We start from the raw sequence: 25,997 nt of genomic DNA on the forward strand, positions 1-25,997 counted from the left end.
ACATGGGAATTGGGCCTTGGGGACAGCGTACTTCGCTACAGCGCCTTCACCGCGCCCAGCACCTTGGCCAGGGAGTCCTTGGCGTCGCCGAAGAGCAGCGAGGTCTGCGGTTCGTACAGGAGCTCGTTCTCAATTCCTGCGAATCCGGGCCGCATGGACCGCTTCAGGAAGATCACCTGGCGGGCATCGGCCACTTCCAGGATGGGCATACCGTAGATCGGCGAGCCGGAGGACGTCTTCGCCGCCGGGTTCACGACGTCGTTGGCGCCCACCACCAAAGCGACGTCGGCCATGCGGAACTCGGAGTTGATCTCGCCCATTTCCTTGAGCGATTCGTACGGCACGTTCGCCTCGGCCAGGAGCACGTTCATGTGCCCCGGCATGCGGCCCGCCACGGGATGGATGGCGAAGTCCACCTCGATGCCGCGGGCTTCGAGGGCCAAGGCCAGCTCGGCGGCTGTGTGCTGGCCCTGCGCCACCGCCAGGCCGTAGCCGGGGACGATGATCACCCGCTGCGCGTAGCCCAGGAGCACGGCCACGTCCTCCGCGCTGGAGGACCTGACGGGACGTTCGCTCACGGCGGTGGATCCCGCCGTCGAACCTCCCTTGAAGGCGCCGAACAGGATGCCGGCCACGCTGCGGCCCATCGCGGCGGCCATGGCCCGGGTGAGGATGGTACCGGAGGCGCCCACCAACGTGCCGGCCACCACCAGCAGCACGTTGCCCAACACCACGCCGGACGCGGCGACGGCCAGTCCGGTGAACGCGTTCAGGAGCGAGATGACGATGGGCACGTCCGCGCCGCCCACCGGCAGCACCAGCAGTGCACCCGCGGCCAAGCCCAGCACCATCAGCAGGACGGCGACCGCCAGGGAACCTGTCAGGACGACGGCGACGGCGGTGCCCACGGCGGCCAGCAGCACTGCTGCCATCACCACGGGAAGGCCCGGAAAAACGATGGGACGGGTGGTCATGAGCTCCTGGAGTTTGGCGAAGGTGACCCCGGAGCCCGCGAAGGACACGGCCCCCACCAGCAGGGTGAACACGATGGCGACGCGGACCCAGGGGTCTGCGGTGTGGCTGAGTTCCAGCAGCGCCACCAGGGCTGCGGCGCCGCCGCCCACGCCGTTGAACAGGGCCACGAGCTGCGGCATCTGGGTCATCTGCACCCGCCGGGCCACTGGCGCGGCCACGGCGGACCCCACCGCGATGGCACCGATGATCCAGGGGATGTTGTCCAGCCGGGCGGAGAGGAAGACCGTGACGACGGCGAGCAGCGCACCGAAGGCACCGATCAGGTTGCCGCGCCGGGCGGTCCGGGGCGAGCTGAGGCCGCGGAGCGCCAGAATGAAGAACACCGCCGCAGCGAGGTAAAGGAGCGAGGTCCAGACAGGATCGAGGAGGGTCACTTTACGTCCTCCCTGCCGGTGGCTTCCTTAGCCGGGGCTTCCTGGCGTACCACGTCTTTCCGGGCACGGAACATGTGCAGCATCCGGTCCGTCACCACAAAGCCGCCCACGAGGTTGGCGGTGGCCAGCACCACGGCCAGCAGCGCCACGGCCAGGATCCCCGGGTCCGCGGCCTGGCCGGCCACGATGATGGCGCCTACCAGGATGATGCCGTGAATGGCGTTGGCGCCGGACATCAGCGGGGTGTGCAGGGTGCTGGAGACCTTGGAAACCACTTCGAAGCCCACAAACACCGCCAGCACGGTGACCGTCAACAGGCTCATGCCGTCCATCAGATTCCCCCCTCGTTCTGGACCCTGTCGTCCTGGACCCGGGGCGCATGGTCGGGCAGGGCGGGGACGAGTGCCGCCAGGGCCTCGGCCGTGGGCAGGTGCCGCACATCGCCGTCGTGCGTGAGGCACGCGCCGGCGATCACGTCGTCGTCGAAATCGGGGGCAACGGTGCCGTCCCGGACCATCAGGGCGAGCAGGTTGGCCACGTTCTTGGCATACAGGCGGGACGCGTCCTGCGCCATCGCGGACGGTGCGTCCTTCAGCCCCACCAGCGTGACGTGGCCCTGCCCGTCGGCGGTCGGAACCAGGATGTCCTCGCCGGGAACAACGCCCTCCACGTTGCCGCCGGACTCAGCAGCGAGGTCGACGACGACGGAGCCGGGGCGCATGCCCTGCACCATTTGGCGGCTCACGAGGAGCGGTGCGCGCCTGCCCGGGACGGCCGCCGTCGTGATCAGGACATCCGCCACGGCGACGTGCGGGGCGAGGAGTTCACGCTGGAGGGCGCCGCGGTCGGCACTGAGTTCGCGGGCGTAGCCACCCGATGCCTCCGCCGTTTCCAGGTCCAGCTTGATGAACGTGCCGCCCATCGACGCGACCTCGTCAGCGGAGGCTGGCCGGATGTCGTTGGCGGAGACCCGGGCCCCCAGCCGTTTTGCGGTGCCGATGGCCTGCAGCCCGGCAACCCCGGCGCCGAGCACCAGCACACGGGCCGGCGGGACGGTGCCGGCGGCGGTCATATACAGCGGGAAAAAGCGCGGGAGCCGGATGGCGGCTTCGAGCACGCAGCGGTAGCCGGCCACCAGGGCCTGGGAGCTGAGCGCGTCCATGGACTGGGCGCGCGAGATGCGGGGCACCAGTTCCAGGGCGAAGGCGCTGACGCCGGCCTCCACGAGCGCCTGCACTGTGGCGAGTTCGGACGACGGCGAGGCCAGGCCAACGGTGACGGCGCCCCTCTTCAGGGCTGCCGCCGTCGGGGGTTCCAGCGGGCGGACGTGGACCAGGACGTTCAGTTCGCCGGGATCCAGGTCCTGGACGATGCGGGCGCCGGCATCGGCGTAATCGTGGTCCGAGTGGCCGGCGGCGGCCCCTGCTCCTGCCTCGATCAGGACGTCCAGGCCAAGCCCCGCCAACTGCTTGACCGTTTCCGGCGTGGCGGCCACACGCCGCTCACCCTCATGACGTTCCCGCGGTATGCCCAGTTTCAAACCGCCAACTCCCTTACGGACGTAGTTGGCTCGAGTCTATGACCCCTTGCGCGAACTGGCAGCTAATTCCCTCAGATTCGCGTTTTGGGGGCATTTGCTGTCCGTTCGCGCGGCTGCCTGCCGCGTCCAGCGCCGGGCGTTTAGCGCCGGGCCGTCAGGTCCGCCGAGACGAGCTTCGCGGTAGCCACGATTTCCCGGGCCACTGCGGCCAGATACGCCTCCGGGTCCGGCTGGGCCGCCACCGATTGGGCCTGGAGGGACACGTTCACCGCGGCCACCACCTTGGTTGGCCCGTCGTACACGGGAGCGGCAACGGACATCAGCCCGATTTCAAGCTCCTGGTCCAGCAGGCACCAGCCCTGGGCGCGGACGGTGTCCAGCACCACCAGCAGCTCGGGGACAGTGCCCAGCCCGCGCGGCGTCAGCGGTTTAATCTCCGCCGCTGCCAGGTAGTCTTTCAGTCCGGCGGGCGGCAGGGCCGCGAGCAGCACCCTGCCCATGGACGTGGCATAGGCCGGGAAGCGGGTGCCCACGGTGATGCCAACGTTCATGATGCGGCGCGTGGTCACCCGGGCAATGTAGGCGATGTCCGTGCCGTCCAGCACAGCGGCTGACGTGGACTCCCCCAGCTTGAGTGACAGTTCCTCGAGGTGGGGCTGTGCCAGCTGCGGCAGGGACAGCCCGCTGAGGTAGGCGTAGCCGAGCTGCAGGACCTTGGCTGTGAGCGCAAACGTCTTGCCGTCAGTCCTGACGTAGTCCAGCTCAACAAGGGTGTGCAGGAAGCGACGGGCCGTGGCTCGGGTCAGGTCCGTCCGGGCCGCCACCTCGGTGAGGGTCATGACCGGGTGGTCGGTATCAAAAGCCCGGATCACCGCCAGCCCGCGTGCGAGCGACTGCACGTACTGGTCACTCGCCTGCGGGGCGGCCCGTGAGTCTGCAGGTGCGTTGGTCATGGTTACCAATCCTATTCGGCGCGAACGGGCAGGTAATCCCGTCAAAACCTGGGTTTTAGGGGATCTGCTGCCAGTTCGCGCCGGTTGAAGTGGGGCTTAAGTGTCCGTTCGCGCCGGGGTGGGGTTTCGACAGGCTCAACCAACGACGGCGGCGGTTGGCTTGAGGGGGACGGGCACGAGGTCCTGGAGTTCCTCGAAGGTGCAGCCGAACGTCTCGCGAACAGTGACGCCGCCTGGCCCGGTGAGGAAGACGGCCTTGTCCGTGTACACGCGAGTCACGCAGCCCACGCCGGTGAGCGGGTACGTGCACGCGTCCACGATCTTCGAGGCGCCTTCACGGGTCAGGAGCGTCATCATCACAAACACGTCCTTGGCGCCGGTGGCAAGGTCCATGGCGCCGCCCACCGCGGGGATGGCGTCCGGGGCGCCGGTGTGCCAGTTGGCAAGGTCTCCGGTTGCCGAGACCTGGAACGCGCCGAGCACGCAGATGTCCAGGTGGCCGCCGCGCATGATCGCGAACGAGTCCGCGTGGTGGAAGTAGGACGCCCCGGGCAGCTCCGTGACCGGGATCTTGCCGGCGTTGATGAGGTCGCCGTCGATGTCGTCGCCCTCGGCTGCGGGACCCATGCCCAGCATGCCGTTCTCCGTGTGGAGCGTGATGTTCTGCTCCGGCTTGAGGTAGTTGGAGACCAGGGTGGGCTGGCCGATGCCGAGGTTCACGAAGGAACCCGGCGCGATGTCGCGGGCCACAAGTTCGGCGAGTTCGTCGCGGCCAAGCGGCTTGTCGGACGTCTGAATGCTGGCCTGGCTGTTGGTCTGTGCGCTCATGTTCAGGCCACCTTCACGATGCTGTTGACGTAGATTCCGGGGGTCACGACGTTTTCGGGATCGAGTCCGCCGGTGGGGACGATCTCGGACACCTGGACCACCGTGTGCTTGGCCGCGGCGGCCATGATGGGACCGAAGTTCCGGGCGGTCTTGCGGTACACAAGGTTCCCCACGCCGTCCGCCTTGAGCGCCTTGATGAGGGCGACGTCGGCGTGGATCGGCGTTTCGAACACCTGGCCGCGGCCATCGATGATGCGGGTTTCCTTGCCCCCGGCCAGCATGGTGCCGTAGCCGGTGGGGGTAAAGAAGCCGCCGATGCCGGCACCGGCAGCACGGATGCGCTCGGCCAGGTTGCCCTGCGGCACCAGTTCCAGTTCGATCTCCCCGGCCTTGTATTTGGCATCGAAGTGCCAGGAATCGGACTGCCGCGGGAACGAACAGATCATCTTGCGGACCCGGCCTTCCTTGATGAGCAGGGCAAGGCCCTGGTCGCCCTGGCCGGCGTTGTTGTTCACCACGGTCAGGTCCTTGGCGCCGCAGTCCATCAGCGCGTCGATCAGTTCGAACGGCTGCCCCGCATTGCCGAACCCGCCGATCATCACGGTTGAGCCGTCCTTGATGCCGGCAACGGCGTCGGCAACGGTATCTACAAAAGTCAGCATCTCTTAGCCCTTCACTGGTTTTGCCGGCGGGGCGGCGGTGACGTTTTCGAGGACAACGGCCAGACCCTGGCCCACGCCGATGCAGATCGCGGCGACGCCCCACCGCTCACCGGAGGCCTGCAGGCTCCGGGCGAGGGTGCCCAGGATCCGTGTGCCGGACGCGCCGAGGGGGTGGCCCATGGCGAGTGCGCCGCCGTGGCGGTTCACGATGGTGGGGTCGATGTCCCAGGCGTTGATGCAGGCCAGGGATTGGGCGGCGAACGCTTCGTTAAGTTCGACGGCGCCCACCTGGTCCCAGCCGATGCCCGCCTTCGCGAGGGCCTTGTTGGCGGCCTCCACCGGGGCGTAGCCGAAGAACTGGGGATCGTTGGCGTGCGCGCCGCGGCCGGCGATGCGGGCCAGCGGTTCCAGCCCCAGAAGCCCGGCGGCACTCTCGGAGCCGATCCAGGCAGCAGAGGCGCCGTCGGACAGCGGGGACGCGTTCCCGGCAGTGACGGTGCCGTTCTCCGTGCGGAATACGGTCTTGAGACCGGCGAGCTTCTCGGCCGATGAACCGGCGCGGATGCCTTCGTCGCGGACCAGGTCCGTGCCCGGCACCGGGGCGACGAGGTTGTCGTAGAAGCCCTCGTCCCATGCGGCGGCGGAGAGGTTGTGCGAGTTCGCGGCGAACTCGTCCTGCTGTTCGCGGGTCACGCCGTACTTCTCGCGCAGCCGCTCGGTGGCCTCGCCCAGGGAGATGGTCCACTCCTTCGGCATGGCCTTGTTCACCAGCCGCCAGCCCAGAGTGGTGGACGCCAGCGTCATGTCCCCCGCCGGGTACGGCTTCTCGGTCTTCGGCAACACCCACGGGGCCCGGGACATCGATTCGGCGCCGCCCACGAGCATCAGTTCGGCGTCGCCGGCGTTGATCTGGCGCGAGGCGATGATCGCCGCGTCCAGCGACGACCCGCAGAGCCGGTTCACGCTGGTGCCGGGAATGGACACCGGGAGGCCGGCGAGCAGGGTGCCCATCCTGGCGATGTTGCGGTTCTCTTCACCGGCCCCGTTGGCGTTGCCGAACACCACTTCATCGATGCGCTCTGGATCAAGCCCGGGGGCGCGCTTCACGGATTCCTTGATCACGTGCGCAGCCAGGTCATCCGGGCGGACGGCGGCAAGGCCGGAGCCGAACTTGCCGAACGGCGTGCGAACGGCGTCGTACACAAAAGCCTGATTCATAACTCTTCCTCAAATTCTGCGCGGTTCCCAACTAGGTCGCAGTTAACGTCGTCATTCGCGCGAATGACGACGTTAACTGCCAGTTAGTTGGGTGGGGTGGCTAGTTGGGTGGGGGGCTAGTTTGGTGGGCCCGCGGGGGTGTCCGTCGATGCTGTGTCCGTGGCGGCGTTGTCCAAGTCGAGGAAGACCTGCTGGGCGGTCTTGAAGGCTGTGTTGGCGGACGGAACGCCGCAGTAGATGGCGGTCTGGAGCAGGATTTCCTTGATTTCGTCCCGGCTCAGGCCGTTGGTGATGGCCGCGCGGATGTGCATGGCCAGCTCTTCCCAGTGCCCGTGCGCCACCATCGCGGTGATGGTCACGGCCGAGCGCATCTGCCGGGTGAGGCCAGGGCGGGTCCAGATGCCACCCCACGCGATCCGCGTGATCATGTCCTGGAAATCGTCAGTGAATTCGTCCTTGTTGGCGTTGGCCCGGTCCACGTGCGCGGCGCCCAACACTTCGCGGCGGACCACCATGCCGCCGTCGTAAATTTCCTGGCTGGTGGCGTCCGGCTGGACCACGCCGTGCCGTTCTCCCCCGTTCGGGGCTGCGCCGCTCATTTGGCTGCCCCGCGGGATTCGCTCCAGGTGATGAGGGTCCGCAGCAGTTCGGCAACATGGGCGGGGGCTTCGGCCGGGGCCAGGTGCGCCACTCCCTCCAGCGTCACAGAATTTGCCGTACCGCCGCCGGCGGTAATGCCCTCAACGGTTTCCTGAGCCATCGACGGCGGTGCAACAGTGTCCGCCGCGCCGGCAACTGCCTGCGTGGGGACGGTGATTCTGCCGAGGTCGGCACGGACGTCGAAGCCTGCCAGGGCTTCGCAGCAGAAGGCGTAGCTGAAGCGGTCGGTGTCGCGGAGGGAGTGCAGGAGCCGGCTGCTCCGCTCGGGCTCACGGTCCATAAATCCCGGCGCGAACCAGCGCTGCGCGGAACCCTGGATCATCACGGGAGTGCCCTGGCTGCGTACGGTTTCGGCGCGTTCCAACCAGGCTTCGGGGGTGCCGATCTTGGCGCCGGTGCACTGGACGGACAGGCTCTTGAGGCGTTCGCCGTGCTTGATGCCCAGCTGCAGGCCGGTGGCGCCGCCGAGCGAAACCCCGGCGTAGTGGAAGGCTTCGCCGGGGGCGATCGAGTCCACCAGGTCCACCACCGCATCCGCCAGCCCGGCGACGTCGAACGTCTCGGTGGCGGCCGGCGAGACCCCGTGGCCGGGCAGGTCCCAGGCCACTATGTCGTAATCGTTGCCGAGCAGGGAGGCCGCCTCGGACCACAGGACGGTGGACGTACCCAGGGAGGGTCCAACCACCAGCATGGGACGGTCGCCAAGGGCCCGTTCGGGTGAAAGCAGAACTGCTTTCAGGGTCGGTTTAGCCACGGTTGGCTCCGTTCTGGGTGGGTGTTGAAAAGTCGGGGTAGGTGGCCAGGATGCGGCGCGAGATCTCGGCTGCCTGGCCCAGGTAGCTGGCCGGGTCAAGGAGTCCCGCCAGCTGCCCATCGGAAAGCGTCCCCGCCGGGACGGCCTCGCGGAGCAGCCGGCGGTAGGTAACGCCTTGTTCGGCGGCGGGCGCCTGGAGCGTCCGGTCCACCACGGCCAGCAGCTGCTCCTTGCCGCTGCGGCCACCCTGGTCGTCGAGCAGCGGGGCGACGGCGGCGCCCACCCCTTCGGCCAGGAGCAGCGGTCCGGCGAGGTCCAAGTTGCGGCGCATGGCGTCGGGGAAAACCTGCAGGCCTTCGGCGAGCTCCCGGAGGTGCCCGGCCGCGCCGAGTGCCAGGCGGAGAAGCTGGCGCAGGGCCGGCCATTCCGTGTGCCAGGCGGCGTCGGGGCGTTCGTCGTTGAAGTTGGCGGCGGCCAGGTGCAGCTGGGCCACCAGCTGGGGCGCCTGGAGTGCGGCGCTGCGGATGAGGACCGACAACACCGGGTTCTGCTTCTGGGGCATGGCCGAGGAGACGCCGCGTCCGGCGGCGCGCGGTTCGGCGAGTTCGGCCACCTCGGGCCGGCTCAGGAACAGGACGTCCGTGGCGATTTTGCCGGTGGCATCCAGCACCGAGGCCAAGGCATTTCCGAGGGATGTGACGGCCAACCGGTTCGTGTGCCACGGTGCCGGTGCCGCGGCCAGGCCCAGTTGCCGGGCCAGGGAATCGGCCAGGTCAAAGGGGCTGGTGGCGGAGCCGGCGGTCAGCACGGTTCCTGCAGCCAAAGTTCCGGCCGCCCCGCCGAACTGCACCGGGAACTGCACGTTGCCCAGCTGCCGGCCGGCGGCGGCCAGCCCGTGGAACCACTGCGCCGCCCGCAGCCCAAAGGTAAAGGGGAGGGAGTGCTGGGTCAGGCTCCTGCCCACGCCTAGCGTGTCCGCATGCTGTTCCGCCAAGGACGCGAGCGCCGCCGTCGTGCATTTCAGGTCCGCCAGCACCGCCTCCACGGTGTTGCGCGCGAGCAGCATTAGGGCCGTGTCCAGAACGTCCTGGCTGGTCAGCGAGGTGTGGACGGCCTTCACTGCGCCGATGCGGGCGCCGTCCAGCGCCGTGACATGCTTGCGCAGGTCTGCCAGCAGCGGGATGACGGGGTTGCCGCCGCCCTGGGCCCGGAGCGCGACGTCTGCTGCGTCGTAGCGTCCTGCCTCGGCGGCGGAGGACACGACGGCGGCGGAACCGACAGGCGCAAGGCCTGCCTTCTCCAGCACGGCGGCCCAGCCGGACTCGACGGCGAGGATCGCCGCCAGCACCGCGCGGTCACCGGTCAGCGCCGTAACCAGGGGCGACGCCGAGACAGGACTCAGCAGGCCGACGTCACCGTCCGCAGCTTTTCCGAGGTGGCCGGTACCTTCCATGCCGGCGACGTAAGTCACTGGAAGTCCAGGAAGACTGTTTCGCCCTCGCCCTGCAGGCGGATGTCCCACGTGAGTCCGCCGTCGGCATCGCGCCGTGCAATGAGGGTCTTGCGGCGCTCCGGGTCCAGGGAGCTGAGCAGCGGGTCCTTGGCGAGGGCTTCCTCGCTTTCCGGCAGGTATACGCGGGTGAAAAGCCGGTTCATCAGGCCGCGGGCAAACACGGCCACGGAGATGAAGGGGGCGGCTCCAGGTCCGGTAGGGCCCGGGTTCACGGTGGTGAAGGTGTACACGCCGGAGTGGCCTACGGACGCGCGGCCCCAGCCGGTGAAGGTGTAGCCGTCGCGAACCAGGGAGCCGGTCTGCTGCACGATCCTGCCGTCGGCATCGGGCTGCCAGATCTCGAGGATGGCGTCCGGGATGGTCTTCCCGGCGCCGTCATATACGGTGCCCTGAAGGCGGATGGAGCCGGGCGAGCCGGGCGCCAGGAGTTCGTTGTCCTTCTCGAACGGCAGGGCGTAGCCGTAGAACGGACCGACGGTCTGGCCGGGGGTGGGAACAAGCCGGGTGGTGGTACTCACGTTATTCCTCGTCTCCTGCTGCGCCGAGCGCCTCGTTTTCGGTCCAGGTCCGTTTGGAGCCGGTGAGGACGATGTCCCAGTTGTAGCCCAGTGCCCACTCGGGTTCCGTGAGATCGTGGTCGTAGCTGGCCACCAGCCGGTCGCGGGCGTCTTGGTCCACGATGGACTGGTAGATGGGGTCCAGTGGGAAGAGCTGGTCGCCGGGGAAGTACATCTGGGTGACGATCCGCTGGGTGAACTCCGTGCCGAACATGGAGAAGTGGATGTGGGCCGGCCGCCAGGCGTTGATGTGGTTTTTCCACGGGTAGGCGCCGGGCTTGATGGTGGTGAACCGGTACGAGCCGTCGGGGCCGGTGATGCAGCGGCCCACACCGGTGAAGTTGGGGTCCAGCGGCGCCGGGTGCTGGTCGCGTTTGTGGATGTAGCGGCCGGACGCGTTGGCTTGCCAGATTTCCACGAGCTGCCCGGCCACGGGGCGGCCGTCGCCGTCCAGGACCTTGCCGGCCACGATGATCCGCTCGCCCTGGGGTTCGCCGTTGTGCTGGATGGTCAGGTCCGCTTCCAGGGCGTGCACGTCCTGGTGGCCGAACGCCGGCGAGTACAGCTCGATGGTTTCCGGGTCCGCGTGGTGCAGGCTTTTGGTGGGGTGCCGCAGGATGCTGCTGCGGTAGGGCGCGTAGTCCAGCCGGGGCTGGGTCTCGGCCGGGGCGCCGTCCTTGAGCGCCCGCGCGTAGGCATCGCCCATGGCGTTAATCTCTGCACTGAGATCCTGCTGTGTCTCCACTGCGGCCTCCTTTTCTCTGGTTGTTGCTGCTGAGTGGTGGTGGTGCTGTCTTACCGGTGCTGCAGGTGGTCGTACTGGACTGCGTGGCGCACGGGGGCGTTGGGGGCGCCGTAGCCGTCGTAGGCCCCGCGGCGTTCCACCATTTCGAAGAACACACTGCCCACGGTGGCTGTGTAGAAGTGGAGGAATTCGCCGTCCGCGTCCCGGTCGTACAGGAGGTTCAGGTCCTGCAGCGTGACCAGGAAGTCCGATGCCAGGCCGAAGCGTGCGTCCAGGTCCTCGTAGTAGTTCGCCGGGATCTGAAGGAATTCCAGGCCGCGGGCCTTGCAGTTCCCGGCAGTGGCCACCAGGTCATCCACGGCGAAGGCGATGTGTTCCTGGTAGGACCTGCGCTGCTGGTTCAGCGGCGCAAGGTTCAGCACCAGCCGCACGGCGCGGTCCCCGGTGGCCATGACCTGCGAGCGGACCAGGCCGGTGGGGCTCGGCACTTCCGCGAACGGCTGGGGCTCCAAGGCCAGTGCGCTCGTGTAGAAGAGGACGGCCTCGTCGAAATGCTGCCACGGCTGGGCCAGGTTGACGTGGTCGATCACGGCGGTGGCTTCGGCGGCGGGCTTTTCCAGACCCTCCCCGAATTCACTGGTCCAGGCTGCGGTGCCGTCCGAGGTGCCCTGGCACAGGAAGATCTCGGTGGAGTCCGGGGCGGCGAAGCCCTGGAACACCTCCTCGTTGGCTTGGCTCTTGCGCGGGACCGCGGGGGCCTTAAGCTGCTGGGCGCGGGCGGCGGCAATCACCGGGGAGGCGACGTCAAAGCCCAGGGCGGCGATGGCGGGCGACGCATCCCCCGCTGACGTGTCCCCCGTTGAATCGTCCCCATTTGCCGGTGCGGCCTCGTTGATGATCACTCGGGCGTGGCCCAGGCTCCAGAGCTGCACGTCCTTGGTGCGGTGCCGGCCGGTGAACTCGAAGCCCAGCTGGCCCAGGACCGTTTCCAGCCCTTTGGTGTCCGCGGCCCTGACTTCGGCGAAGTTGTAGCCCGCCGGTTCAGCTACCTGCGGGAGCGTGGCCAGTTCCATGGGATAACGACGGCGGCCGGGGGCCACAGGACCACCAGCAACAGTGCCAGCGGCACCCGTGCCCGTCTCACCGTCGGAAGCGGCACTCAGCCACTTGGCGCTCTGTTCCTCCAGCCAGATGAGCGAGCGCATGGCGTCGACGGCGGTGCGCTCCACGTCCGACTGGCGGAAGACGTCGTTGAAGATTTCCAGCGACACCGGGCCGCTGTACCCCGCCCGGACCACGTGGCCCATGAACTTGGCGAGCTCGAACTGGCCCTCGCCCGGGAACACCCGGTAGTGCCGGCTCCAGGAGAGGACGTCCATGGAGAGCTTGGGGGCGTCCGCCACCTGGACGAAGAAGATCTTGTCCGGGTTGAAGGCCTCGATGGGGGCGGTGTCCCAGTTGCGGGACAGGATGTGGAAGGAATCCAGGCAGGTGCCCAGGTTGGGGTGGTCCACGGCTTCCACCAGCTTGTGGGCGTGCTCGTAGTCGTTGACGTATTTGCCCCAGGCCAGGGCCTCGTAGGCCACCTTGACGCCGTGGTCCCCCGCCAGCGCAGCCAGCTGGCCGAGCTGTTCCACCCGGAGGTCGTCGCTGTCGATGCTGGCAGTGGCCACATTGGAGCAGACCAGGACGGTGTCCATGCCCAGCCGCGCCATGAGCTTGAATTTGGCTTCGGCACGCCGGAGGTTGGCGGCCAGGAGGTCTTCGGACACGCTGTCGAAGTCGCGGAACGGCTGGTAAAGATCCAGCGTGAGGCCAAGGTCGGCCGCCATCTTGCGGACGTCCTCGGGCGTGAGCGGCGACGTGACCAGGTCCTGCTCGAAGATTTCGATCCCGTCAAAGCCGGCGATGGCGCAGGCCTGCATCTTTTCCTTCAGGGTGCCGGAGAGGCAGACCGTAGCGATTCCGGTGCGCATCAGGCAGCCACCTCTTCCTTGGCCACGAGCTCCAGGAAATGGCTGCGCATGCGTTCCGCGTCGGCTTCCAGCCCGGTGAAGATCCGGAAAGAATCCGCCGCCTGCCCTACGGCCATGCGGCCACCGTCCAGGACCTCGCAGCCTTTGGCGCGGGCGCCGCGGACCAGTTCCGTATCGATCGGACGGTAGACGATGTCCGCCACCCAGTGCCGCGTTTCCAGCAGGTCCAGGTCTAGCGGGACGCCCGGGTGGGCGGCCATGCCTACGGGGGTGCAGTGCACCAGACCGTCGGCCAGCGGCATCAGCTGCGGCAGCTCCGCCGTCGTACGCGCTGTGACGGTGCTGCCCGGGAAGACGCCGGCGAGCTCTGCTGCGCGTGCCGCGCAGCGGGCGGGGTCCACGTCCACCAGGTCCAGCGCCTTAACGCCGGCGGTGAGCAGCGCGTAGGCGACGGCGGAACCGGCACCTCCCGCGCCAAGCTGGACGACGCGGTCCAGCCGCGCGCCCGGTAGGCCGGAGGCAAGCGCGGCGGCGAAGCCGGAGAAGTCGGTGTTGTGGCCAATGAAGCGGCCGTCCTCGATGACCACGGTGTTGACGGCGCCGAGCCTGAGGGCATCCGGCGAGACCTCGTCCAGGTGCGCCAGCACAAGCTGCTTGCACGGATGGGTGATGTTCAGACCGTTGAAGCCCAGGCTGCGGGCACTCTTGAGCAGGTCCCCCACGGCGTCGCCGGAAAGTCCGAGCTCCAGCAGGTCAATGGGGCGGTAGAGGTAGCGCAGGCCCTGCACATCGCCTTCGCGTTCGTGCATGAGGGGAGTGAGGGACGGCATAACGCCGTCGCCGACCAGTCCCACAAGGTAGGACTCAGTTCGATTGCTCATCCGGGCAGCTCCTTTGATACGGCACCCGGCGGGCGGCGGCGCTCAAGGCGTCCGCGGCGGTCGGGTGATAGGGATTACAGTACAACACTTGTTCACTTCTCGCACGCATGTTCTACATACGAACATCTTCGAGTTTTTACCGTTGCGGCAAGCGCGCGGCCAGCTCGGCCGCGGCGTCCTGCAGCAGGGGCACATGGGCCAGCAAGGCTTCCATGCTGAGGCGGAACACGGGAACGGCGGTGGCCAGGGAGGCGAAGGCGTGGCCCTGCGAATTGAGCAGCGGCACGGCCACGGCGCGCATGCCGCTCTCGTTCTCCTCGTCCATCACGGCATACCCCTGCCGGCGCACCTTCTCGATTTCGGCGCGGAAAGCGGCACGGTCAGTGATGGTGTGTTCGGTGAGGGGTTCCAGCTCGAGCTCCTCAATCAACGCGTCACGCTCCGCATCCTCGGCAAAAGCCACCAGCGCCTTGCCCACGGCTGTCGCATGCAGGGCGCCCAGATGCCCGGGATCGCTGGTGACACGGAAGGTCTGCGATCCGTCCACCTTGTTGACGGTGAGGTGATGGTGGCCGTCGCGGACGCTGAGGATGGTGGCCTCCCCCGTCTGCTCGGTCACGCGGCGCAGGACCGGCAGTGCCGTGCCGGCAAATCCGTGATGGTTGGAGACCCGCTGTCCCAGCTGGAAGATCCGCAGGCCCAGGTGGTAGCGGCGGCCGTCCGGCTCATAGTCCACAAATCCGTCCCGCGTCAGGGATCCCAGCAGGCGGTAGGTGGTGCTGAAGGGGAGGTCGGCGCGGCGCGAGATCTCCGCGGCGCTGGCGCCACGCGGCTCGTCACCCAGGAGGACCAGCAGGCCCAGGGCCTTGCCCACCATGTCCGTACGGTCACCCTTGGGCGTCTTTGGCTCAGCGGCGACGTCATTGGGCGCTGTGGTTTGATTCACACTCATAGGTCGATATTGCCACATCGTGGCAACTATTTCTAGATGGTGATTATTTTCTTGACAAGTGACTGCGCTCACAGCCATCATTGCTATATCGCACAAGTAGCTCCCACCATGTGGCTACTCGTCCGGGTCTTTCAACGGACTCCAGCCGCACCGCACCAAGCCTCCACTCAGGCAGCTGCGGCTGCGACCCTCCAGATCCATCCGCGACAATGTCGTCACATCTAAGGAAATCCATGAGCCAGACACTTCCGTCCGCCGGGCCGGGCACTGTTGCCCCGGCCGGGACGCCAAAGAAAGCAGCCCTCGCCAGCTTCCTGGGCAGCGCCGTCGAATACTACGACTTCTTCATCTTCGGTTCCGCGGCCGCCCTGATCTTCCCCACGGTGTTCTTCCCGGACGCCGGGGCCAACGCGGCCGTTATGTCCTTCGCCACCTTCGGCTTCGCCTATGTGGCACGGCCGGTGGGCGCCGTCATCCTGGGCCACTTCGGTGACCGCGTGGGCCGGCGGAAGGTCCTGATGTTCACGCTGCTGCTGATGGGCGCCTCGACGTTCCTGATCGGCTGCCTGCCCGACTTCAACACCGTGGGCTGGTGGGCTCCGGCCCTGCTGGTGCTGGCGCGGCTTTGCCAGGGCCTCTCCGCAGCGGGCGAGCAGGCCGGCGCCTCGTCCATGACGCTGGAACACGCACCGGACAACCGCCGCTCCTTCTTCACTTCCTGGACCCTCACCGGCACCCAGGGCGGCCAGATCCTCGCCGCGCTGGTCTTCATCCCCGTCCTGGCCCTTCCGGACGAGATCAAGTACGGCATCGGCTGGCGCATTCCGTTCTGGCTCAGCGCAGTGGTAGTGCTGGTGGCATTCTTCATTCGCCGCACGCTGCACGAACCGCCGGCCTTCGAGGAAGCCCAGAAGACCGCCCAGATTTCCAAGCTGCCCGTTGCCGACCTCCTCAAGGACCACTGGCGCGATGTGCTCCGCGTGGTCTGCTGCGCTTTCATCGCCGCAGTCTCCACTGTGTTCGGCACCCTGGCCATCACCTACGCCAAGACCGTGGCAGGGGTGGACGGCACCACCACGCTCTGGCTGGTAGTCGGCGCCAACCTGGTGGCACTGGGTACCCAGCCTTTGTTCGGCAAGCTCGCGGACCGGATCGGCCGCAAGCCGGTCTTCATCTACGGCGCCGTGGCCAGCGCCATCCTCACCCCGGTGTTCCTGCTCAGCCTGGAATCCGGCAGCATCCCGCTGATGTTCCTCGCAGCGATCGGCTTCTTCTCCTTCGGCTACGCAGCCTCAAACGCCGTCTGGCCGTCCTTCTACGCCGAAATGTTCAGCACCAGGGTCCGGTTCTCCGGCCTGGCGATCGGTACCCAGCTGGGCTTCCTGATGGCAGGCTTCGCCCCGGCCATCGTGGCAGCCATGGGCGGCATCAGGCCCGGCGGCTGGGTCCAGATCAGCATCTTCACCGCCGTCATCTGCGGCATCTCGGCCATCTCCGCCCTGACGGCCAAGGAAACCTTCAACGTCCCCACCAAGCAGCTTGGCCTGAAGTAAGGCCCGCGGGAAGCTGACGTTCCTGCCCAGTTGCTTACCGGAAAGCCCGGCACGTCCCCAGGACGCGCCGGGCTTTTCCGTGCTCCCCCGCGGCAGACGGGCAGGAACGTACGACGGCGGGCGGCGGACTTGGGTGCCCACGGTGACTGGACGCCTAGGGCCGGCCGGTGTCCAGGACCGACTCAAGGTCGAAGCCGACCGGTTCCTCCAGTTGGGCGTAGGTGCATGATTCGGGGTCCCGGTCCGGCCGCCAGCGGTTGAACTGGGCAGTGTGGCGGAAGCGGTCGCCCTCCATGTGGTCATACCTGACCTCCACCACCAACTCCGGCCGCAGCGGCACGAAGGACAGGTCCTTGCCTGCGCTCCACCGGCTGCCTTCGGCGTTCCGCAGCGTCCGATCTCCCTCCTCCTGCTTGGCCCACGCCCACGGGTGCCCGTCAAAGTCGGTGACCAGTTGCTGCAGTTCGGCAAAAAGCTCCTGGCGGCGCTTCATCGGGAAGGCACCGATCACGCCCACGCTGGCCAGCCCGCCGTCGTCCTTGTACAGGCCGAGCAGGAGCGAGCCAATCGCGTCCGGTCCGCTTTTGTGCACGCGATAGCCGGCCACTACGCAGTCGGCGGTGCGTTCGTGCTTGACCTTGAACATCACGCGTTTGTCCGGCTGGTAGGAGCCGTCCAGGGGCTTGGCCACAATCCCGTCCAGGCCTGCACCTTCGAACTGCTGGAACCACTGCTCAGCGGTGGCCTTGTCCTGGGTCGCGGCGGTGATGTGGACGGGCGCCTTGCTGCCGGCGAGCGCCTTTTCCAGCGCTGCCCGCCGCTCGGCGAAGGGCCGCCCGGTGTAGTCGTCGTCGCCCAGGGCCAGCAGGTCAAAGGCCACAAACTTGGCCGGGGTCTGTTCGGCGAGAAGCTTCACGCGGCTGGCGGCGGGATGGATGCGCTGCTGCAGGGCGTCAAAATCCAGCCGGTCACCGGCTGCCCTCACCAGCACAATCTCGCCGTCCAGCACACAGCGGGGCGGCAGGTTCTCCTTCAGGGCTGCCACAAGCTCAGGAAAATACCTGGTCATGGGCTTTTCGTTGCGGCTGCCGATCTCCAGCTCATCGCCGTCGCGGAAAATGATGGACCGGAACCCGTCCCACTTGGGCTCATAGCTGAGGGCCCCGTCGGGCATTCCGCTGACGGCCTTGGCGAGCATGGGCGGGACGGGAGGCATCACGGGAAGTTGCATAGTGCCCATTCTTGCCCGGGAGGCCCGCCGGCGGTAGGCCTGAACTGGCACGATGCCCAACTGAAGGTCCGGGCGTGGTTTGACGCGTGGCGTTCGCCGCAGCCCGTGGTCCCGGCGGAAACGTATCGATCGCGGAGAACTAACCGGCTCCTAACGTTGAGGAAACCAGGGCGCAACATTGCCCAGCCACACTGGAAGTGCCGGCAAGCGCAGGCACCAGCTCCAGCCAGGAGGCCCCCATGTTGAAGGAAGCCAAAGCCCATGTAACAAGAGTCCGCGCCCTGGACCAGCTCCACCGCGGCGATGAAATCGAGGCCCGCCTCTCCGTAGGCCCCAGCTACGACGACGTGGTCATCCGCCGTGGCCGTGTCCAGGAGACAGCACCGGGAATCGGCGTTGTCTGGATCATGGACCATCACACCGGCTCGCGGAAAGCGATCAATACGGACGAATGCAGCGTCTGGCGGATTGCCTGACCGCGTGTTGGGCCGCTGGCGCAGCACCACTTGCGGAATCTTGCACCCTTGAATCTTGTACTCCGGAGTCTTGCACGACGACGGCGGGCGCAGTCAGTCAGGACTGCCCGCCGGACCGCCCGAGATACTTCGGCCCTAACCTCCGGCCACCGACTGGATGACCAGCACCTCCTGGCCGGGCGACACCTCAGTTTCCAGGCCCTGGAGCCGACGCACCTCGTCACCGGCAACGTAAATATTCACGTACCGGCGAAGCGCCCCCGTTTCGTCCCGCAGCCGCCTGCCCAGCACCGGGTAATCCCCGGTCACCGAATCCAGCAGGCTTCCCACCGTCACCGTCCCGTCGGCGGGCGCAGTCAGGATGGACTGGCCGCCGGCCAGCGGCTGGAGGATGCTGGGTAGTACCACGCTGATGTCAGGCACCGCGGGCCGCTGCCGTTTCCGGAACCGGCAGTCCAGCCGTAGAGACTACGGCGGCGCGGACACACAGGACGTCGGGGAGATGGCTGACAACCTCAGCAAACGTCTCCCCTTCATCCGTGCTGGCGTACACGGTGCCGCCGCGCGTTCCGAAGTAGACACCGGCCGGCTCGGATGAATCCACGCCCGCGGCGTCGCGGAGGACGCTGTTGTACTCCCCCTTGGGCAGGCCCGTATCCAGGCGCTTCCAGGTGGCCCCGGCATCGTCCGTTCGGTGCACGGCAAGCTTCCCTTCGGGCGGGATCCGCTCGCCGTCGGCCTTGAGCGGCACAACCCAGGCGGTTCCTTCCCGGCGCGGGTGCGTCAGCATCACAAAACCGAAGTCGGCCGGAAGTCCCTCGGCGATGGAGTTCCAGTTTTCGCCGTTATCATCCGTGCGGTAGACGCCGTGATGGTTCTGCGCGTACAGCCGTCCTTCCACCGCAGCATCCGCCGCGATCTTGTGGACGCACTGGCCGAACTCAGGATTGGGGTCCGGCATGAAGTAGGCCGAAATACCCTTGTTGCGGGGTTCCCAGGACTCACCGCCGTCGAGCGAGCGGTACACACCGCCGGTGCTCATGGCGACGTGGACGTTGTCCCCGGCCGGATTCACCACGATGGAGTGGGCGGCGGCGCCGCCGTAGCCCGCACCCCAGTCGCTGCGGTGAGGGTGATCCCATAGCCCGCGGTTAAGTTCGAAATGCTCGCCGCCATCGGTGGATCTCCAGACCGAAATCGGTTCGGCACCTGCCCATACCACCCCTGGCCGCGACTCTGCGTCCGGGTAGATCTGCCAGATGCGCTCCACGGCCGCGCCGGTGTCTTCGGGAAACGTGATGGCGCCCTGTTCAGGTTCGGTCCAGGTGGCGCCGAGGTCATCGGAATGGGCCACGGTGGGGCCCCAGTGCTCGGACCTGACCCCCACCATGATCCGGGTACGGCCGTCCCGTGTGTCGATCCCGATGCTGGGGATTTCGCTCATCAGGAAATGCGGGCCGGAGAAGGACCATTGCTTCCGGTCCTGGCTGGTGGCCAGCCAGAGGCCTTTTTTGGTCCCGATCGCTAAGACAAAGTTCTCTGCGGTTGCCATTCACCCATGCAACCACCCCGGCCGGAGGGCCGCAACGCTTTTCTTCGCTATGTGGACTGGTCCGAGGGGACTGCTCCGGGTTTACTGGTCCGGCGTGGCCGTGCCGGCGGCGCCGGGGACCTCCGGTCAGTCGACGAATTCGGACTGCGTCTCGATGAAATCCCAGTCAGCTTCGGTGAGGACAGCCACCGGGGTATCCGGATGCGGCCCGCCGGCTTCGGCGATGCCCTGCAGCACCGGCAGCGGCAGTTCCGCCGCACGGAGATTTTCCCTCAGCCATTCCTTGGTTTGCAGGTCCAGATCCAGCCACCACATGTAGATTTCCATGCCGGTCACGCACCTTTCGTATGCTCCAACGTTAGGCTCCGCCCAGTCCACGTTCAAGGGTAGCCACAACCTGGCAATGCTCCCGATTCCGCGTACATGCAGGTAACGCCGCAGGTCAAAGGCGGAAAAAGACGAGTACCCGCTACTGGCGACTGCACCTTGCCGCCGCCCCTAGCCTGAAGTCACTAAAGCTGACCATGCTGTTGGGGCATTGGGATCTCCGCTACTCCCTCCCCGCGTGGTCCGTTTCAAACAGACTGGGGAGAACACCATGAAACGCACCTTCGCAACTTTGGGGGTCCTGGGGCTGGCCATGCTCAGCGTCACGGCCCCGGCCTACGCCGCCTCTGACTTCACGCTCTGCCACAACGGAAGTGAGCTGACGATCGACATCAGTGGATCAGGCGCACTGGCCGGCCACACACGACACCGCGATGACATCATCCCGCCCAATGCGGTACTGCCGGACGGATTCAACTGGCCCGCGGGTGGGGATCCCGAACAGCCCTGCCTTGCTGTGGTGGTGGTGCCGCCGGTCGTCGTACCGCCAGTCGTCGTACCGCCAGTCGTCGTACCGCCGGTGGTGGTTCCGCCGGTGGTCGTGCCGCCAGTAGTGCCGCCGGTCGTTGACCCGCCGGCTGTGGTGCCTCAGACACAGGTAGCAGGGGCCGCGGTCACCCCGGCTGCGCAGACACCCGCACCGAAGGCAGCTGCTGCCAAGGCGCCCGCCGCAGCAGCAGCCGCTGTCAGCCAGGGCACCAACGAGGGCTTCAACGCGCAAACCGCCATCGGCGGATCAGAGGAAAGTACTACCTGGCTGGCCGGTCTGGGCGTCCTGCTAGGTGCGGGCGCTGTGGTTGCAGTGCGCCGCAAGTCCCGGACGGAATCGCCGACGGCGGGCTGACGCCCGCCAGAGCCTCCGGGGTCTGTTACCGAGGGCGTCCCGCCGAAACCGGCGGGGCGTCCTCGGCGCAATTTCAAAGCGGGCGCACCCTCCGCCTGCTGAACGCAAGGCGTCTGAACGCAAAGGAACATCATGTCCAAGCACTCCAGCACCCGCGTCGTCCGCCGTGGCGTTCTGCGTGTCCTGGAAGTACTGCGCGTCCGGGGATGGAACCGTGGAGATCTGGCGATCCTGCTGTGCGGAGTCCTGGGTTTCCTGACCCTCACCTTCGGTGCACCCCTGCTCAAGCACGGGGAAGCCGCCGTCCCCACAGCGGAACTGTCGGCACCATTCCGGGCCACGCCGTCGCCCGCTCCTTGGCCGCTGTCCGGCACGGGCGAAGCTCCTGGGGCAGCTCCAAAGACGGCAACAGCCCCGGCCGCAGACGCCACCACCCCCGGCCCGGCCTTGCCGGAAGCCTCCGCACCCCTGCGTATCCTCTACCCAGCTGCGGCCATCGACACGGCCGTCCATCCCCTTGAACCGGACGCCTCGGCCGTCGCTTCCCGTACAGTGGAGCCGCCCACCACCATGGACGGGTATTGGCTGACACCGTTCGGGACTCCCGGCAACGGGTCGGGCAACACCACGTACATCATCGGACACAGCTGGGAGGGGCGGGACGCCCCGTTCAACCACCTCAGCTCCGCTGCAGTCGTTGGTGACACCTTCGACGTCGTCACCGCGACCGGCACCATCCCTTACCGGGTGGACAGCGTCACCACGTACCTCAAGGACAGCCTCAAGGACAGCCCCATCTGGGACATGGTGCCCAGCCGTGTGGTCCTGATCAGCTGTTACACGGAAGACCCGTGGGGCAAGAACGTGGTTGTCTCGGCGTCGCCCGCTGCCGCCTGACACGTCCACGCGCCGTCGGCCCTGTTCAAGTGGCTCCGCGCAGGCACAGAATGGTCCTATGAGTCCCGAACGATTCAGTGGTCCGCCTCCGTTGCTGGTGGGTGTGTTGCCCCATCAGCACTCGGAAGTGCTGGAAACCGCCATTTCCCTGGCGGCCAAACTGGCCGTGCCGTTGCTGTGTGCCTATGTCGACGAGGCCAGCTACCTGGTGGAATGGGATCCCACCAGATCCGCACACCGGCTGTCGCTGCACCCGGACAAGGACGACGACGACATCCGCTCGGTCACCACGGAACTCAAGGGCGTGATCGCGGAAGCCGTGGCCGACGCCGCGACGCCGGCCACCCCCGTGGACTGGACGCTGCGGACCCTGGCGGGGGATCCGGGCCGCGCCCTCGCCCGGCTCGCCGCGGAAAGCAACTCCCCCATGATCATTGTGGGAACGTCGGAGCGCGGCCTGACCCACCGGATCTCCGAGATGCTCAACGGATCTGTGGGACTCTGGCTGACGCACCATCAAAGCCGGCCGGTGCTGGTGGTTCCCTACCGGAGGCCGGCGCATCAGGACGATGCCTAAGCCGTTACCTGAGCCGGCGGCCTCGCCCCACCCGGGGCGGTTTCGGGTGACCGAAATAATAAAGCGAAAGTAGTTATTCGAGGTGGTAGCGGAGGGCTGTACCGGCAAGTAAGCTAATTCAAGCAGAACGATCCGGCCGCAGTGGCCGGGTGAATCTGCCCAAATGCTGCTCCGGAGTGCGTATCCCCCAATAACGCACTCCGGAGCTTTTTTGTGCCCTCCCAGAGCCGCACCCACCCAACCTCGTGGCGCTCATCTCCGAATGGATACCCCTAGGGGGTACTTGCCAGATACCCCTGTGGGGTATATGTTGGCAGCATGGAACCTTCGCTGGAAACCTTGACCACACACGCCGGCGCTGACCCGGCGCCTCCGCATGGCTACACCGCCAACAAGGAGGCATACCTGCGCAGGCTCAAGCGCATCGAGGGCCAGGTCCGCGGGATCGCCCGGATGGTGGATGAGGACAAATACTGCATCGACATCCTGACGCAGGTCGCCGCGGCCACCAAGGCCCTGCACGCCGTGAGCCTGGGACTTGTGGAAGAGCACATCGGCCACTGCGTGGTGGGCGCCGCCGGGGAGCCCGATCCGGCCCTTCGCGCTGAGGCCATAGACGCCAAAGTCAGGGAAGCCACAGCGGCCATCGGCCGCCTCCTGCGCTGACCGACTACCACTAACCACCCACTCACGGCCGGCCACCGCCGGCCGTTTTGAAGGAGCCAGCCATGAGCACCACCTCCACCACCGTCAACGTGTCCGGCATGACCTGCGGCCACTGCGTTTCGTCCGTCAGCGAGGAACTTGAATCTCTCGCAGGGGTTGAAACGGTCGACGTCGAACTCAACGCCGGCGGCATTTCCACCGTCACCATCACCTCAAGCCAGGAATTGTCGCCGTCCGAGATCGGCGAAGCGGTCGCCGAAGCCGGCTACCTGGTTGTTGCCAACGACGCGTAACGCTGTCCGATAGGGGGGATCCCACATGAGTACAGACCATCTCCATCACCAGCCCCAAACCCGGGTGGTTGAACTGGATATTGAGGGCATGACCTGTGCCTCCTGCGTGAACCGCGTGGAAAAGAAGCTGGGCAAACTCGACGGCGTCGAAGCCTCCGTCAACCTGCCGCTGGAATCCGCCCACGTCACGGTCCCGGCCGGCATCACGGACCAGCAAATAGTGGACACAGTCAACGCCACAGGCTACAAAGCAACGGTCCGCCTCCCGCGCTACCCGAGCCAAAGCACCGGCGACGAGCACAACCAGAGTCAGCGCGGCGGTCCGGAAGCCGGGCACAGCGCCGACTCCGGAGACTTGCGGCAGCATGCGTCTAAGCGAGGAACGAGCGAGCATGCCGAGCAAGTCGCCGGTGGCGACGCGCAAGGTGACCACGCGACCCACGAAGGCACCGCTGGCACCCACGACCACATGCAACACGGCCCGGCCGCCGCCAAATTGAGGCCGCGCCTGATCGTGGCCGCGATACTGACGCTTCCGGTCCTCGCGATTTCGATGGTTCCGGCCGTGCAGTTCCCCAACTGGGGCTGGGTAGCAGGGGCCTTGGCGCTTCCGGTGGTCAGCTGGGCGGCCTGGCCATTCCACCGCGCCGCGGCCGTCAATGCCCGTCATCTGGCGTCCACCATGGACACGCTGGTCTCGATCGGCGTCGCCGCCGCCTACCTGTTCAGCCTCTGGCAACTGGTCCTGGATCCCCGGATGACCGAGCACCTGGCCATGGAGGGGATGGAGTCCGCCGGCCTCTACTTCGAAGTGGCCGCCGTGGTCACCACTTTCCTGCTCCTGGGCCGGTTCCTCGAAGCCAACGCCAAGCAGAAAGCCGGCGACGCCCTCAAGGCGTTGCTGAACCTCGGCGCCAAGGACGCCACTATCCTGCACCACGGATCCGAACATAAAGTCCCCGCCGATCAGCTCCGCGTGGGAGACGTCGTGGTGGTCCGCCCCGGCGAAAAGATCGCCACGGACGGTGAGGTGATCGACGGCGTTTCAGCCGTGGACGCGTCCCTGCTGACCGGCGAATCCGTTCCGGTGGAGGTGGAGCCCGGGAGCAAAGTCACCGGCGCCACCATCAACACTTCCGGCCGGCTGCTGGTCCGGGCAACCCGCGTGGGCGCCGAGACCACGCTGGCCCAGATGGCCCGGCTGGTCTCGCAGGCACAGACCGGCAAAGCCCCCATCGCCCGCCTCGCCGACCGGATCAGCGCCGTCTTTGTCCCGATTGTGCTGGCCATCGCTGTGCTCACGTTTGGGCTGTGGCTCGTGTTCAGCGGCCCGATGATTGAGCCTGCCGAGCTCAGGGCCGCCTTTACCGCCGCGGTCACCGTCCTGGTCATCGCGTGCCCGTGCGCCCTGGGCCTCGCCACTCCGGTGGGGCTGCTCACCGGAACCGGCCGGGGAGCCCAGCTGGGCATCCTGATCAAAGGCCCGCAGGTCCTCGAAGACACCCGCACGGTGGACACCATCCTGCTCGACAAGACCGGCACCGTCACCACCGGAAAACTCGCCGTGGGCAACACTCTCGCGTTTGACGGTTACCAGGGCACCGACGTGCTGCGGCTCGCCGGCGCCGTGGAGGCGGCATCGGAGCACCCGATCGCCCACGCCATCGCGGCCGCGGCGGTTCAGGCGCAAACCGGGAACGACGACGGCGGGCGGCTTCCCGCCGTCGAACACTTCCGTTCGGCACCCGGCGGCGGAGTGGTGGGAACCGTTGATGGGCGCGTGGTCCTGGCGGGCCGGACCGGCTGGCTCACGGAGAACGGCGTCCGCCCTTCCGCGGCGCAGCTGGAGGCGCTGGCCGCGGCGGAAGCCACCGGTGCCACAGCCATCTGGGTGACGGTGGACGGTAACCCTGCCGGCATCATCAGCCTCCGGGACACCGTGAAGCCGGGATCCGCGGAGGCTGTGGCAAAGCTGAAGAGGCTCGGGCTGCGCCCCATCCTGCTGACCGGGGACAACGCCGCGGTGGCCGCGCAGGTCGCTGCCGCCGTCGGCATTTCCCCTGACGATGTTTATGCAGGTGTCCTGCCTGCCGGGAAGGTGGACGCCGTCCGTCGGCTCCAGGCGGGCGGGGCCATTGTGGCCATGGCCGGCGACGGCGTGAATGACGCCGCCGCGCTGGCGCAGGCTGACCTGGGCATCGCCATGGGATCCGGTACGGATGTGGCCATCGAGGCGGCGGACCTTACCGTCATGGGAAACGATCTGGGACAGGTGGCACAGGCCATCGAATTGTCCCGGCGTACGCTGGCCACCATCAAAACCAATCTGTTCTGGGCGTTCTTCTATAACGCCGTCGGCATTCCCGTGGCCGCCCTGGGCCTCTTGAACCCGATGATTGCCGGGGCCGCGATGGCGGCGAGTTCCGTCCTGGTGGTGGCCAACTCGCTCCGGCTGCGCAGCTTCGGCAAGTAGGCAGCGCCCACCCCAACCAGGTAGCGCTAACTGTCGTTATGAACGCTCAAAACGACTGTTGGCGCTACTTGCTTTCAGGGAATGCGCCGCTCAGGCGGTGCCGAAGCGCACGGCCGCGCGGGCCCTTGCCTTGGCGGCCTCTTCGTCCCGGTGCTTGGCGGGAGCGTGGGTGACCAGCGAATCCAGCAGGTGTTGGGTGATGTGGGCGATCTCGTGCACCGCCGCTTCGAAGGCGTCCTCGTTGGCCTTGGACGGCTTGGTGCTGCCGCTGACCTTGCGCACATACTGCAGCGCGGCGGCATGCACTTCCTCAGAGGTGGCATGGGGTTCGAAATTGTGGAGGGTTCGGATGTTCCGGCACATATGCCCATGCTAGGCTCTGGAACGCCTCGGATCGACC

General features: G+C 67.2%; 28 protein-coding genes. 8 read left to right on the top strand and 20 right to left on the bottom strand.

The genetic code is table 11. The features are described from left to right. Positions 1-35 precede the first annotated feature (35 nt). The 15 genes from CXR02_RS16050 to CXR02_RS16115 all read right to left on the bottom strand — a co-directional run bounded on the left by CXR02_RS16050 (position 36) and on the right by CXR02_RS16115 (position 14,648). The gene (locus CXR02_RS16050; protein WP_104062896.1) at positions 36-1,409 is read right to left on the bottom strand and encodes an NAD(P)(+) transhydrogenase (Re/Si-specific) subunit beta; all 1,374 of its coding nucleotides are present in this window, start codon (positions 1,407-1,409) and stop codon (positions 36-38) included. Then, a complete protein-coding gene (locus CXR02_RS16055) occupies positions 1,406-1,741 on the bottom strand; it encodes an NAD(P) transhydrogenase subunit alpha (protein ID WP_104062897.1) in 336 nt (111 codons plus the stop codon). The genes CXR02_RS16050 and CXR02_RS16055 overlap by 4 nt, the downstream gene beginning before the upstream one ends. Beyond that, positions 1,741-2,949 carry a Re/Si-specific NAD(P)(+) transhydrogenase subunit alpha gene (locus tag CXR02_RS16060; protein WP_104062898.1) on the bottom strand — a complete coding sequence of 403 codons (1,209 nt, stop codon included), beginning with the start codon at positions 2,947-2,949 and terminating at the stop codon, positions 1,741-1,743. The genes CXR02_RS16055 and CXR02_RS16060 overlap by 1 nt, the downstream gene beginning before the upstream one ends. 140 nt (positions 2,950-3,089) lie before the next feature. Next, entirely contained in the window at positions 3,090-3,902 is an 813-nt protein-coding gene (locus CXR02_RS16065; protein ID WP_104062899.1) for an IclR family transcriptional regulator C-terminal domain-containing protein, read from the bottom strand. A gap of 135 nt (positions 3,903-4,037) precedes the next feature. After that, positions 4,038-4,730: a 3-oxoacid CoA-transferase subunit B gene (locus tag CXR02_RS16070; protein ID WP_104062900.1), complete on the bottom strand. Its 693-nt coding sequence runs from the start codon at positions 4,728-4,730 to the stop codon at positions 4,038-4,040. Between the two features lie 2 nt (positions 4,731-4,732). After that, on the bottom strand, positions 4,733-5,392 hold the full coding sequence (locus tag CXR02_RS16075) for a 3-oxoacid CoA-transferase subunit A (protein ID WP_104062901.1): 660 nt from the start codon (positions 5,390-5,392) through the stop codon (positions 4,733-4,735). Positions 5,393-5,395: 3 nt separating this feature from the next. Next, positions 5,396-6,610 carry a thiolase family protein gene (locus tag CXR02_RS16080; protein WP_104062902.1) on the bottom strand — a complete coding sequence of 405 codons (1,215 nt, stop codon included), beginning with the start codon at positions 6,608-6,610 and terminating at the stop codon, positions 5,396-5,398. Between the two features lie 116 nt (positions 6,611-6,726). Next, on the bottom strand, positions 6,727-7,209 hold the full coding sequence (pcaC, locus tag CXR02_RS22450) for a 4-carboxymuconolactone decarboxylase (protein ID WP_181037263.1): 483 nt from the start codon (positions 7,207-7,209) through the stop codon (positions 6,727-6,729). Further along, positions 7,206-8,024, bottom strand: a complete 819-nt coding sequence (locus CXR02_RS22455; protein ID WP_181037264.1) for an alpha/beta fold hydrolase — start codon at positions 8,022-8,024, stop codon at positions 7,206-7,208. The genes pcaC and CXR02_RS22455 overlap by 4 nt, the downstream gene beginning before the upstream one ends. Then, positions 8,017-9,477, bottom strand: coding sequence for a lyase family protein (locus CXR02_RS16090; RefSeq protein ID WP_104062944.1), 1,461 nt, complete (start codon positions 9,475-9,477; stop codon positions 8,017-8,019). Before CXR02_RS16090 ends, CXR02_RS22455 begins: the two co-directional genes overlap by 8 nt. Positions 9,478-9,491: 14 nt before the next feature. Next, a complete protein-coding gene (gene pcaG, locus CXR02_RS16095; protein ID WP_104062903.1) occupies positions 9,492-10,055 on the bottom strand; it encodes a protocatechuate 3,4-dioxygenase subunit alpha in 564 nt (187 codons plus the stop codon). Position 10,056: 1 nt separating this feature from the next. Beyond that, positions 10,057-10,839, bottom strand: a complete 783-nt coding sequence (gene pcaH / locus CXR02_RS16100) for a protocatechuate 3,4-dioxygenase subunit beta (RefSeq protein ID WP_104062904.1) — start codon at positions 10,837-10,839, stop codon at positions 10,057-10,059. A gap of 50 nt (positions 10,840-10,889) precedes the next feature. Further along, positions 10,890-12,815, bottom strand: a complete 1,926-nt coding sequence (locus CXR02_RS16105) for a bifunctional sugar phosphate isomerase/epimerase/4-hydroxyphenylpyruvate dioxygenase family protein (protein WP_104062905.1) — start codon at positions 12,813-12,815, stop codon at positions 10,890-10,892. Then, positions 12,815-13,696, bottom strand: a complete 882-nt coding sequence (locus CXR02_RS16110; protein ID WP_104062906.1) for a shikimate dehydrogenase — start codon at positions 13,694-13,696, stop codon at positions 12,815-12,817. Before CXR02_RS16110 ends, CXR02_RS16105 begins: the two co-directional genes overlap by 1 nt. Positions 13,697-13,832: 136 nt before the next feature. Continuing rightward, complete coding sequence (locus CXR02_RS16115; RefSeq protein ID WP_104062907.1) at positions 13,833-14,648, bottom strand: IclR family transcriptional regulator; 816 nt, start codon at positions 14,646-14,648, stop codon at positions 13,833-13,835. Positions 14,649-14,881: 233 nt separating this feature from the next. Between CXR02_RS16115 and CXR02_RS16120 the strand changes: the two genes are divergently transcribed. Continuing rightward, positions 14,882-16,201, top strand: coding sequence for an MFS transporter (locus CXR02_RS16120; protein WP_104062908.1), 1,320 nt, complete (start codon positions 14,882-14,884; stop codon positions 16,199-16,201). Positions 16,202-16,355: 154 nt separating this feature from the next. Here the strand turns inward: CXR02_RS16120 and CXR02_RS16125 are convergent, their stop codons facing one another. Continuing rightward, the gene (locus CXR02_RS16125) at positions 16,356-17,432 is read right to left on the bottom strand and encodes an ATP-dependent DNA ligase (RefSeq protein WP_104062909.1); all 1,077 of its coding nucleotides are present in this window, start codon (positions 17,430-17,432) and stop codon (positions 16,356-16,358) included. A gap of 239 nt (positions 17,433-17,671) precedes the next feature. Here CXR02_RS16125 and CXR02_RS16130 point away from each other — a divergent pair, with 239 nt between their 5' ends. Beyond that, complete coding sequence (locus CXR02_RS16130) at positions 17,672-17,908, top strand: hypothetical protein (RefSeq protein WP_056341782.1); 237 nt, start codon at positions 17,672-17,674, stop codon at positions 17,906-17,908. Positions 17,909-18,043: 135 nt separating this feature from the next. Here the strand turns inward: CXR02_RS16130 and CXR02_RS16135 are convergent, their stop codons facing one another. The 3 genes from CXR02_RS16135 to CXR02_RS16145 form a co-directional block, all read right to left on the bottom strand. Next, positions 18,044-18,331 (bottom strand): MoaD/ThiS family protein, encoded by a 288-nt coding sequence (locus CXR02_RS16135; protein WP_104062910.1) that lies wholly within the window; start codon positions 18,329-18,331, stop codon positions 18,044-18,046. Continuing rightward, positions 18,324-19,460 (bottom strand): glycosyl hydrolase, encoded by a 1,137-nt coding sequence (locus tag CXR02_RS16140; protein ID WP_104062911.1) that lies wholly within the window; start codon positions 19,458-19,460, stop codon positions 18,324-18,326. The genes CXR02_RS16135 and CXR02_RS16140 overlap by 8 nt, the downstream gene beginning before the upstream one ends. Positions 19,461-19,586: 126 nt before the next feature. Further along, on the bottom strand, positions 19,587-19,787 hold the full coding sequence (locus tag CXR02_RS16145) for a hypothetical protein (protein ID WP_056342139.1): 201 nt from the start codon (positions 19,785-19,787) through the stop codon (positions 19,587-19,589). A 271-nt stretch (positions 19,788-20,058) separates the two neighbouring features. On the opposite strand from CXR02_RS16145, the gene CXR02_RS16150 reads away from it, so the two are divergent. The 6 genes from CXR02_RS16150 (at position 20,059) to CXR02_RS16175 (ending at position 25,597) form a co-directional block, all read left to right on the top strand. Next, positions 20,059-20,691, top strand: coding sequence for an LPXTG cell wall anchor domain-containing protein (locus tag CXR02_RS16150; RefSeq protein WP_104062912.1), 633 nt, complete (start codon positions 20,059-20,061; stop codon positions 20,689-20,691). 132 nt (positions 20,692-20,823) lie between these two features. Next, complete coding sequence (locus tag CXR02_RS16155; RefSeq protein WP_258061036.1) at positions 20,824-21,588, top strand: class F sortase; 765 nt, start codon at positions 20,824-20,826, stop codon at positions 21,586-21,588. Positions 21,589-21,646: 58 nt separating this feature from the next. Then, on the top strand, positions 21,647-22,165 hold the full coding sequence (locus CXR02_RS16160; RefSeq protein WP_104062913.1) for a universal stress protein: 519 nt from the start codon (positions 21,647-21,649) through the stop codon (positions 22,163-22,165). Between the two features lie 318 nt (positions 22,166-22,483). Then, positions 22,484-22,831: a metal-sensitive transcriptional regulator gene (locus tag CXR02_RS16165; RefSeq protein WP_104062914.1), complete on the top strand. Its 348-nt coding sequence runs from the start codon at positions 22,484-22,486 to the stop codon at positions 22,829-22,831. Between the two features lie 62 nt (positions 22,832-22,893). Beyond that, complete coding sequence (locus CXR02_RS16170; RefSeq protein WP_058930688.1) at positions 22,894-23,124, top strand: heavy-metal-associated domain-containing protein; 231 nt, start codon at positions 22,894-22,896, stop codon at positions 23,122-23,124. A 25-nt stretch (positions 23,125-23,149) separates the two neighbouring features. Further along, complete coding sequence (locus CXR02_RS16175) at positions 23,150-25,597, top strand: cation-translocating P-type ATPase (RefSeq protein ID WP_104062915.1); 2,448 nt, start codon at positions 23,150-23,152, stop codon at positions 25,595-25,597. A gap of 90 nt (positions 25,598-25,687) precedes the next feature. Here CXR02_RS16175 and CXR02_RS16180 read toward each other — a convergent pair whose 3' ends face one another. Further along, the gene (locus CXR02_RS16180) at positions 25,688-25,960 is read right to left on the bottom strand and encodes a DUF2277 domain-containing protein (protein ID WP_104062916.1); all 273 of its coding nucleotides are present in this window, start codon (positions 25,958-25,960) and stop codon (positions 25,688-25,690) included. Positions 25,961-25,997 lie beyond the last annotated feature (37 nt).

This window comes from Arthrobacter sp. 4R501, assembly GCF_002929755.1.
GTDB lineage: Bacteria > Actinomycetota > Actinomycetes > Actinomycetales > Micrococcaceae > Arthrobacter.

Bases quoted from the DNA above. Each gene is read 5' to 3' on its own strand.
- CXR02_RS16055 (WP_104062897.1), bottom strand. From the start codon at position 1,741: ATGGACGGCATGAGCCTGTTGACGGTCACCGTGCTGGCGGTGTTTGTG.
- CXR02_RS16065 (WP_104062899.1), bottom strand. From the start codon at position 3,902: ATGACCAACGCACCTGCAGACTCACGGGCCGCCCCGCAGGCGAGTGAC.
- CXR02_RS16070 (WP_104062900.1), bottom strand. From the start codon at position 4,730: ATGAGCGCACAGACCAACAGCCAGGCCAGCATTCAGACGTCCGACAAG.
- CXR02_RS16075 (WP_104062901.1), bottom strand. From the start codon at position 5,392: ATGCTGACTTTTGTAGATACCGTTGCCGACGCCGTTGCCGGCATCAAG.
- CXR02_RS16080 (WP_104062902.1), bottom strand. From the start codon at position 6,610: ATGAATCAGGCTTTTGTGTACGACGCCGTTCGCACGCCGTTCGGCAAG.
- pcaC (WP_181037263.1), bottom strand. From the start codon at position 7,209: ATGAGCGGCGCAGCCCCGAACGGGGGAGAACGGCACGGCGTGGTCCAG.
- CXR02_RS16090 (WP_104062944.1), bottom strand. From the start codon at position 9,477: ATGGAAGGTACCGGCCACCTCGGAAAAGCTGCGGACGGTGACGTCGGC.
- CXR02_RS16105 (WP_104062905.1), bottom strand. From the start codon at position 12,815: ATGCGCACCGGAATCGCTACGGTCTGCCTCTCCGGCACCCTGAAGGAA.
- CXR02_RS16110 (WP_104062906.1), bottom strand. From the start codon at position 13,696: ATGAGCAATCGAACTGAGTCCTACCTTGTGGGACTGGTCGGCGACGGC.
- CXR02_RS16115 (WP_104062907.1), bottom strand. From the start codon at position 14,648: ATGAGTGTGAATCAAACCACAGCGCCCAATGACGTCGCCGCTGAGCCA.
- CXR02_RS16120 (WP_104062908.1), top strand. From the start codon at position 14,882: ATGAGCCAGACACTTCCGTCCGCCGGGCCGGGCACTGTTGCCCCGGCC.
- CXR02_RS16125 (WP_104062909.1), bottom strand. From the start codon at position 17,432: ATGCAACTTCCCGTGATGCCTCCCGTCCCGCCCATGCTCGCCAAGGCC.
- CXR02_RS16130 (WP_056341782.1), top strand. From the start codon at position 17,672: ATGTTGAAGGAAGCCAAAGCCCATGTAACAAGAGTCCGCGCCCTGGAC.
- CXR02_RS16140 (WP_104062911.1), bottom strand. From the start codon at position 19,460: ATGGCAACCGCAGAGAACTTTGTCTTAGCGATCGGGACCAAAAAAGGC.
- CXR02_RS16145 (WP_056342139.1), bottom strand. From the start codon at position 19,787: ATGGAAATCTACATGTGGTGGCTGGATCTGGACCTGCAAACCAAGGAA.
- CXR02_RS16150 (WP_104062912.1), top strand. From the start codon at position 20,059: ATGAAACGCACCTTCGCAACTTTGGGGGTCCTGGGGCTGGCCATGCTC.
- CXR02_RS16155 (WP_258061036.1), top strand. From the start codon at position 20,824: ATGTCCAAGCACTCCAGCACCCGCGTCGTCCGCCGTGGCGTTCTGCGT.
- CXR02_RS16160 (WP_104062913.1), top strand. From the start codon at position 21,647: ATGAGTCCCGAACGATTCAGTGGTCCGCCTCCGTTGCTGGTGGGTGTG.
- CXR02_RS16165 (WP_104062914.1), top strand. From the start codon at position 22,484: ATGGAACCTTCGCTGGAAACCTTGACCACACACGCCGGCGCTGACCCG.
- CXR02_RS16170 (WP_058930688.1), top strand. From the start codon at position 22,894: ATGAGCACCACCTCCACCACCGTCAACGTGTCCGGCATGACCTGCGGC.
- CXR02_RS16175 (WP_104062915.1), top strand. From the start codon at position 23,150: ATGAGTACAGACCATCTCCATCACCAGCCCCAAACCCGGGTGGTTGAA.
- CXR02_RS16180 (WP_104062916.1), bottom strand. From the start codon at position 25,960: ATGTGCCGGAACATCCGAACCCTCCACAATTTCGAACCCCATGCCACC.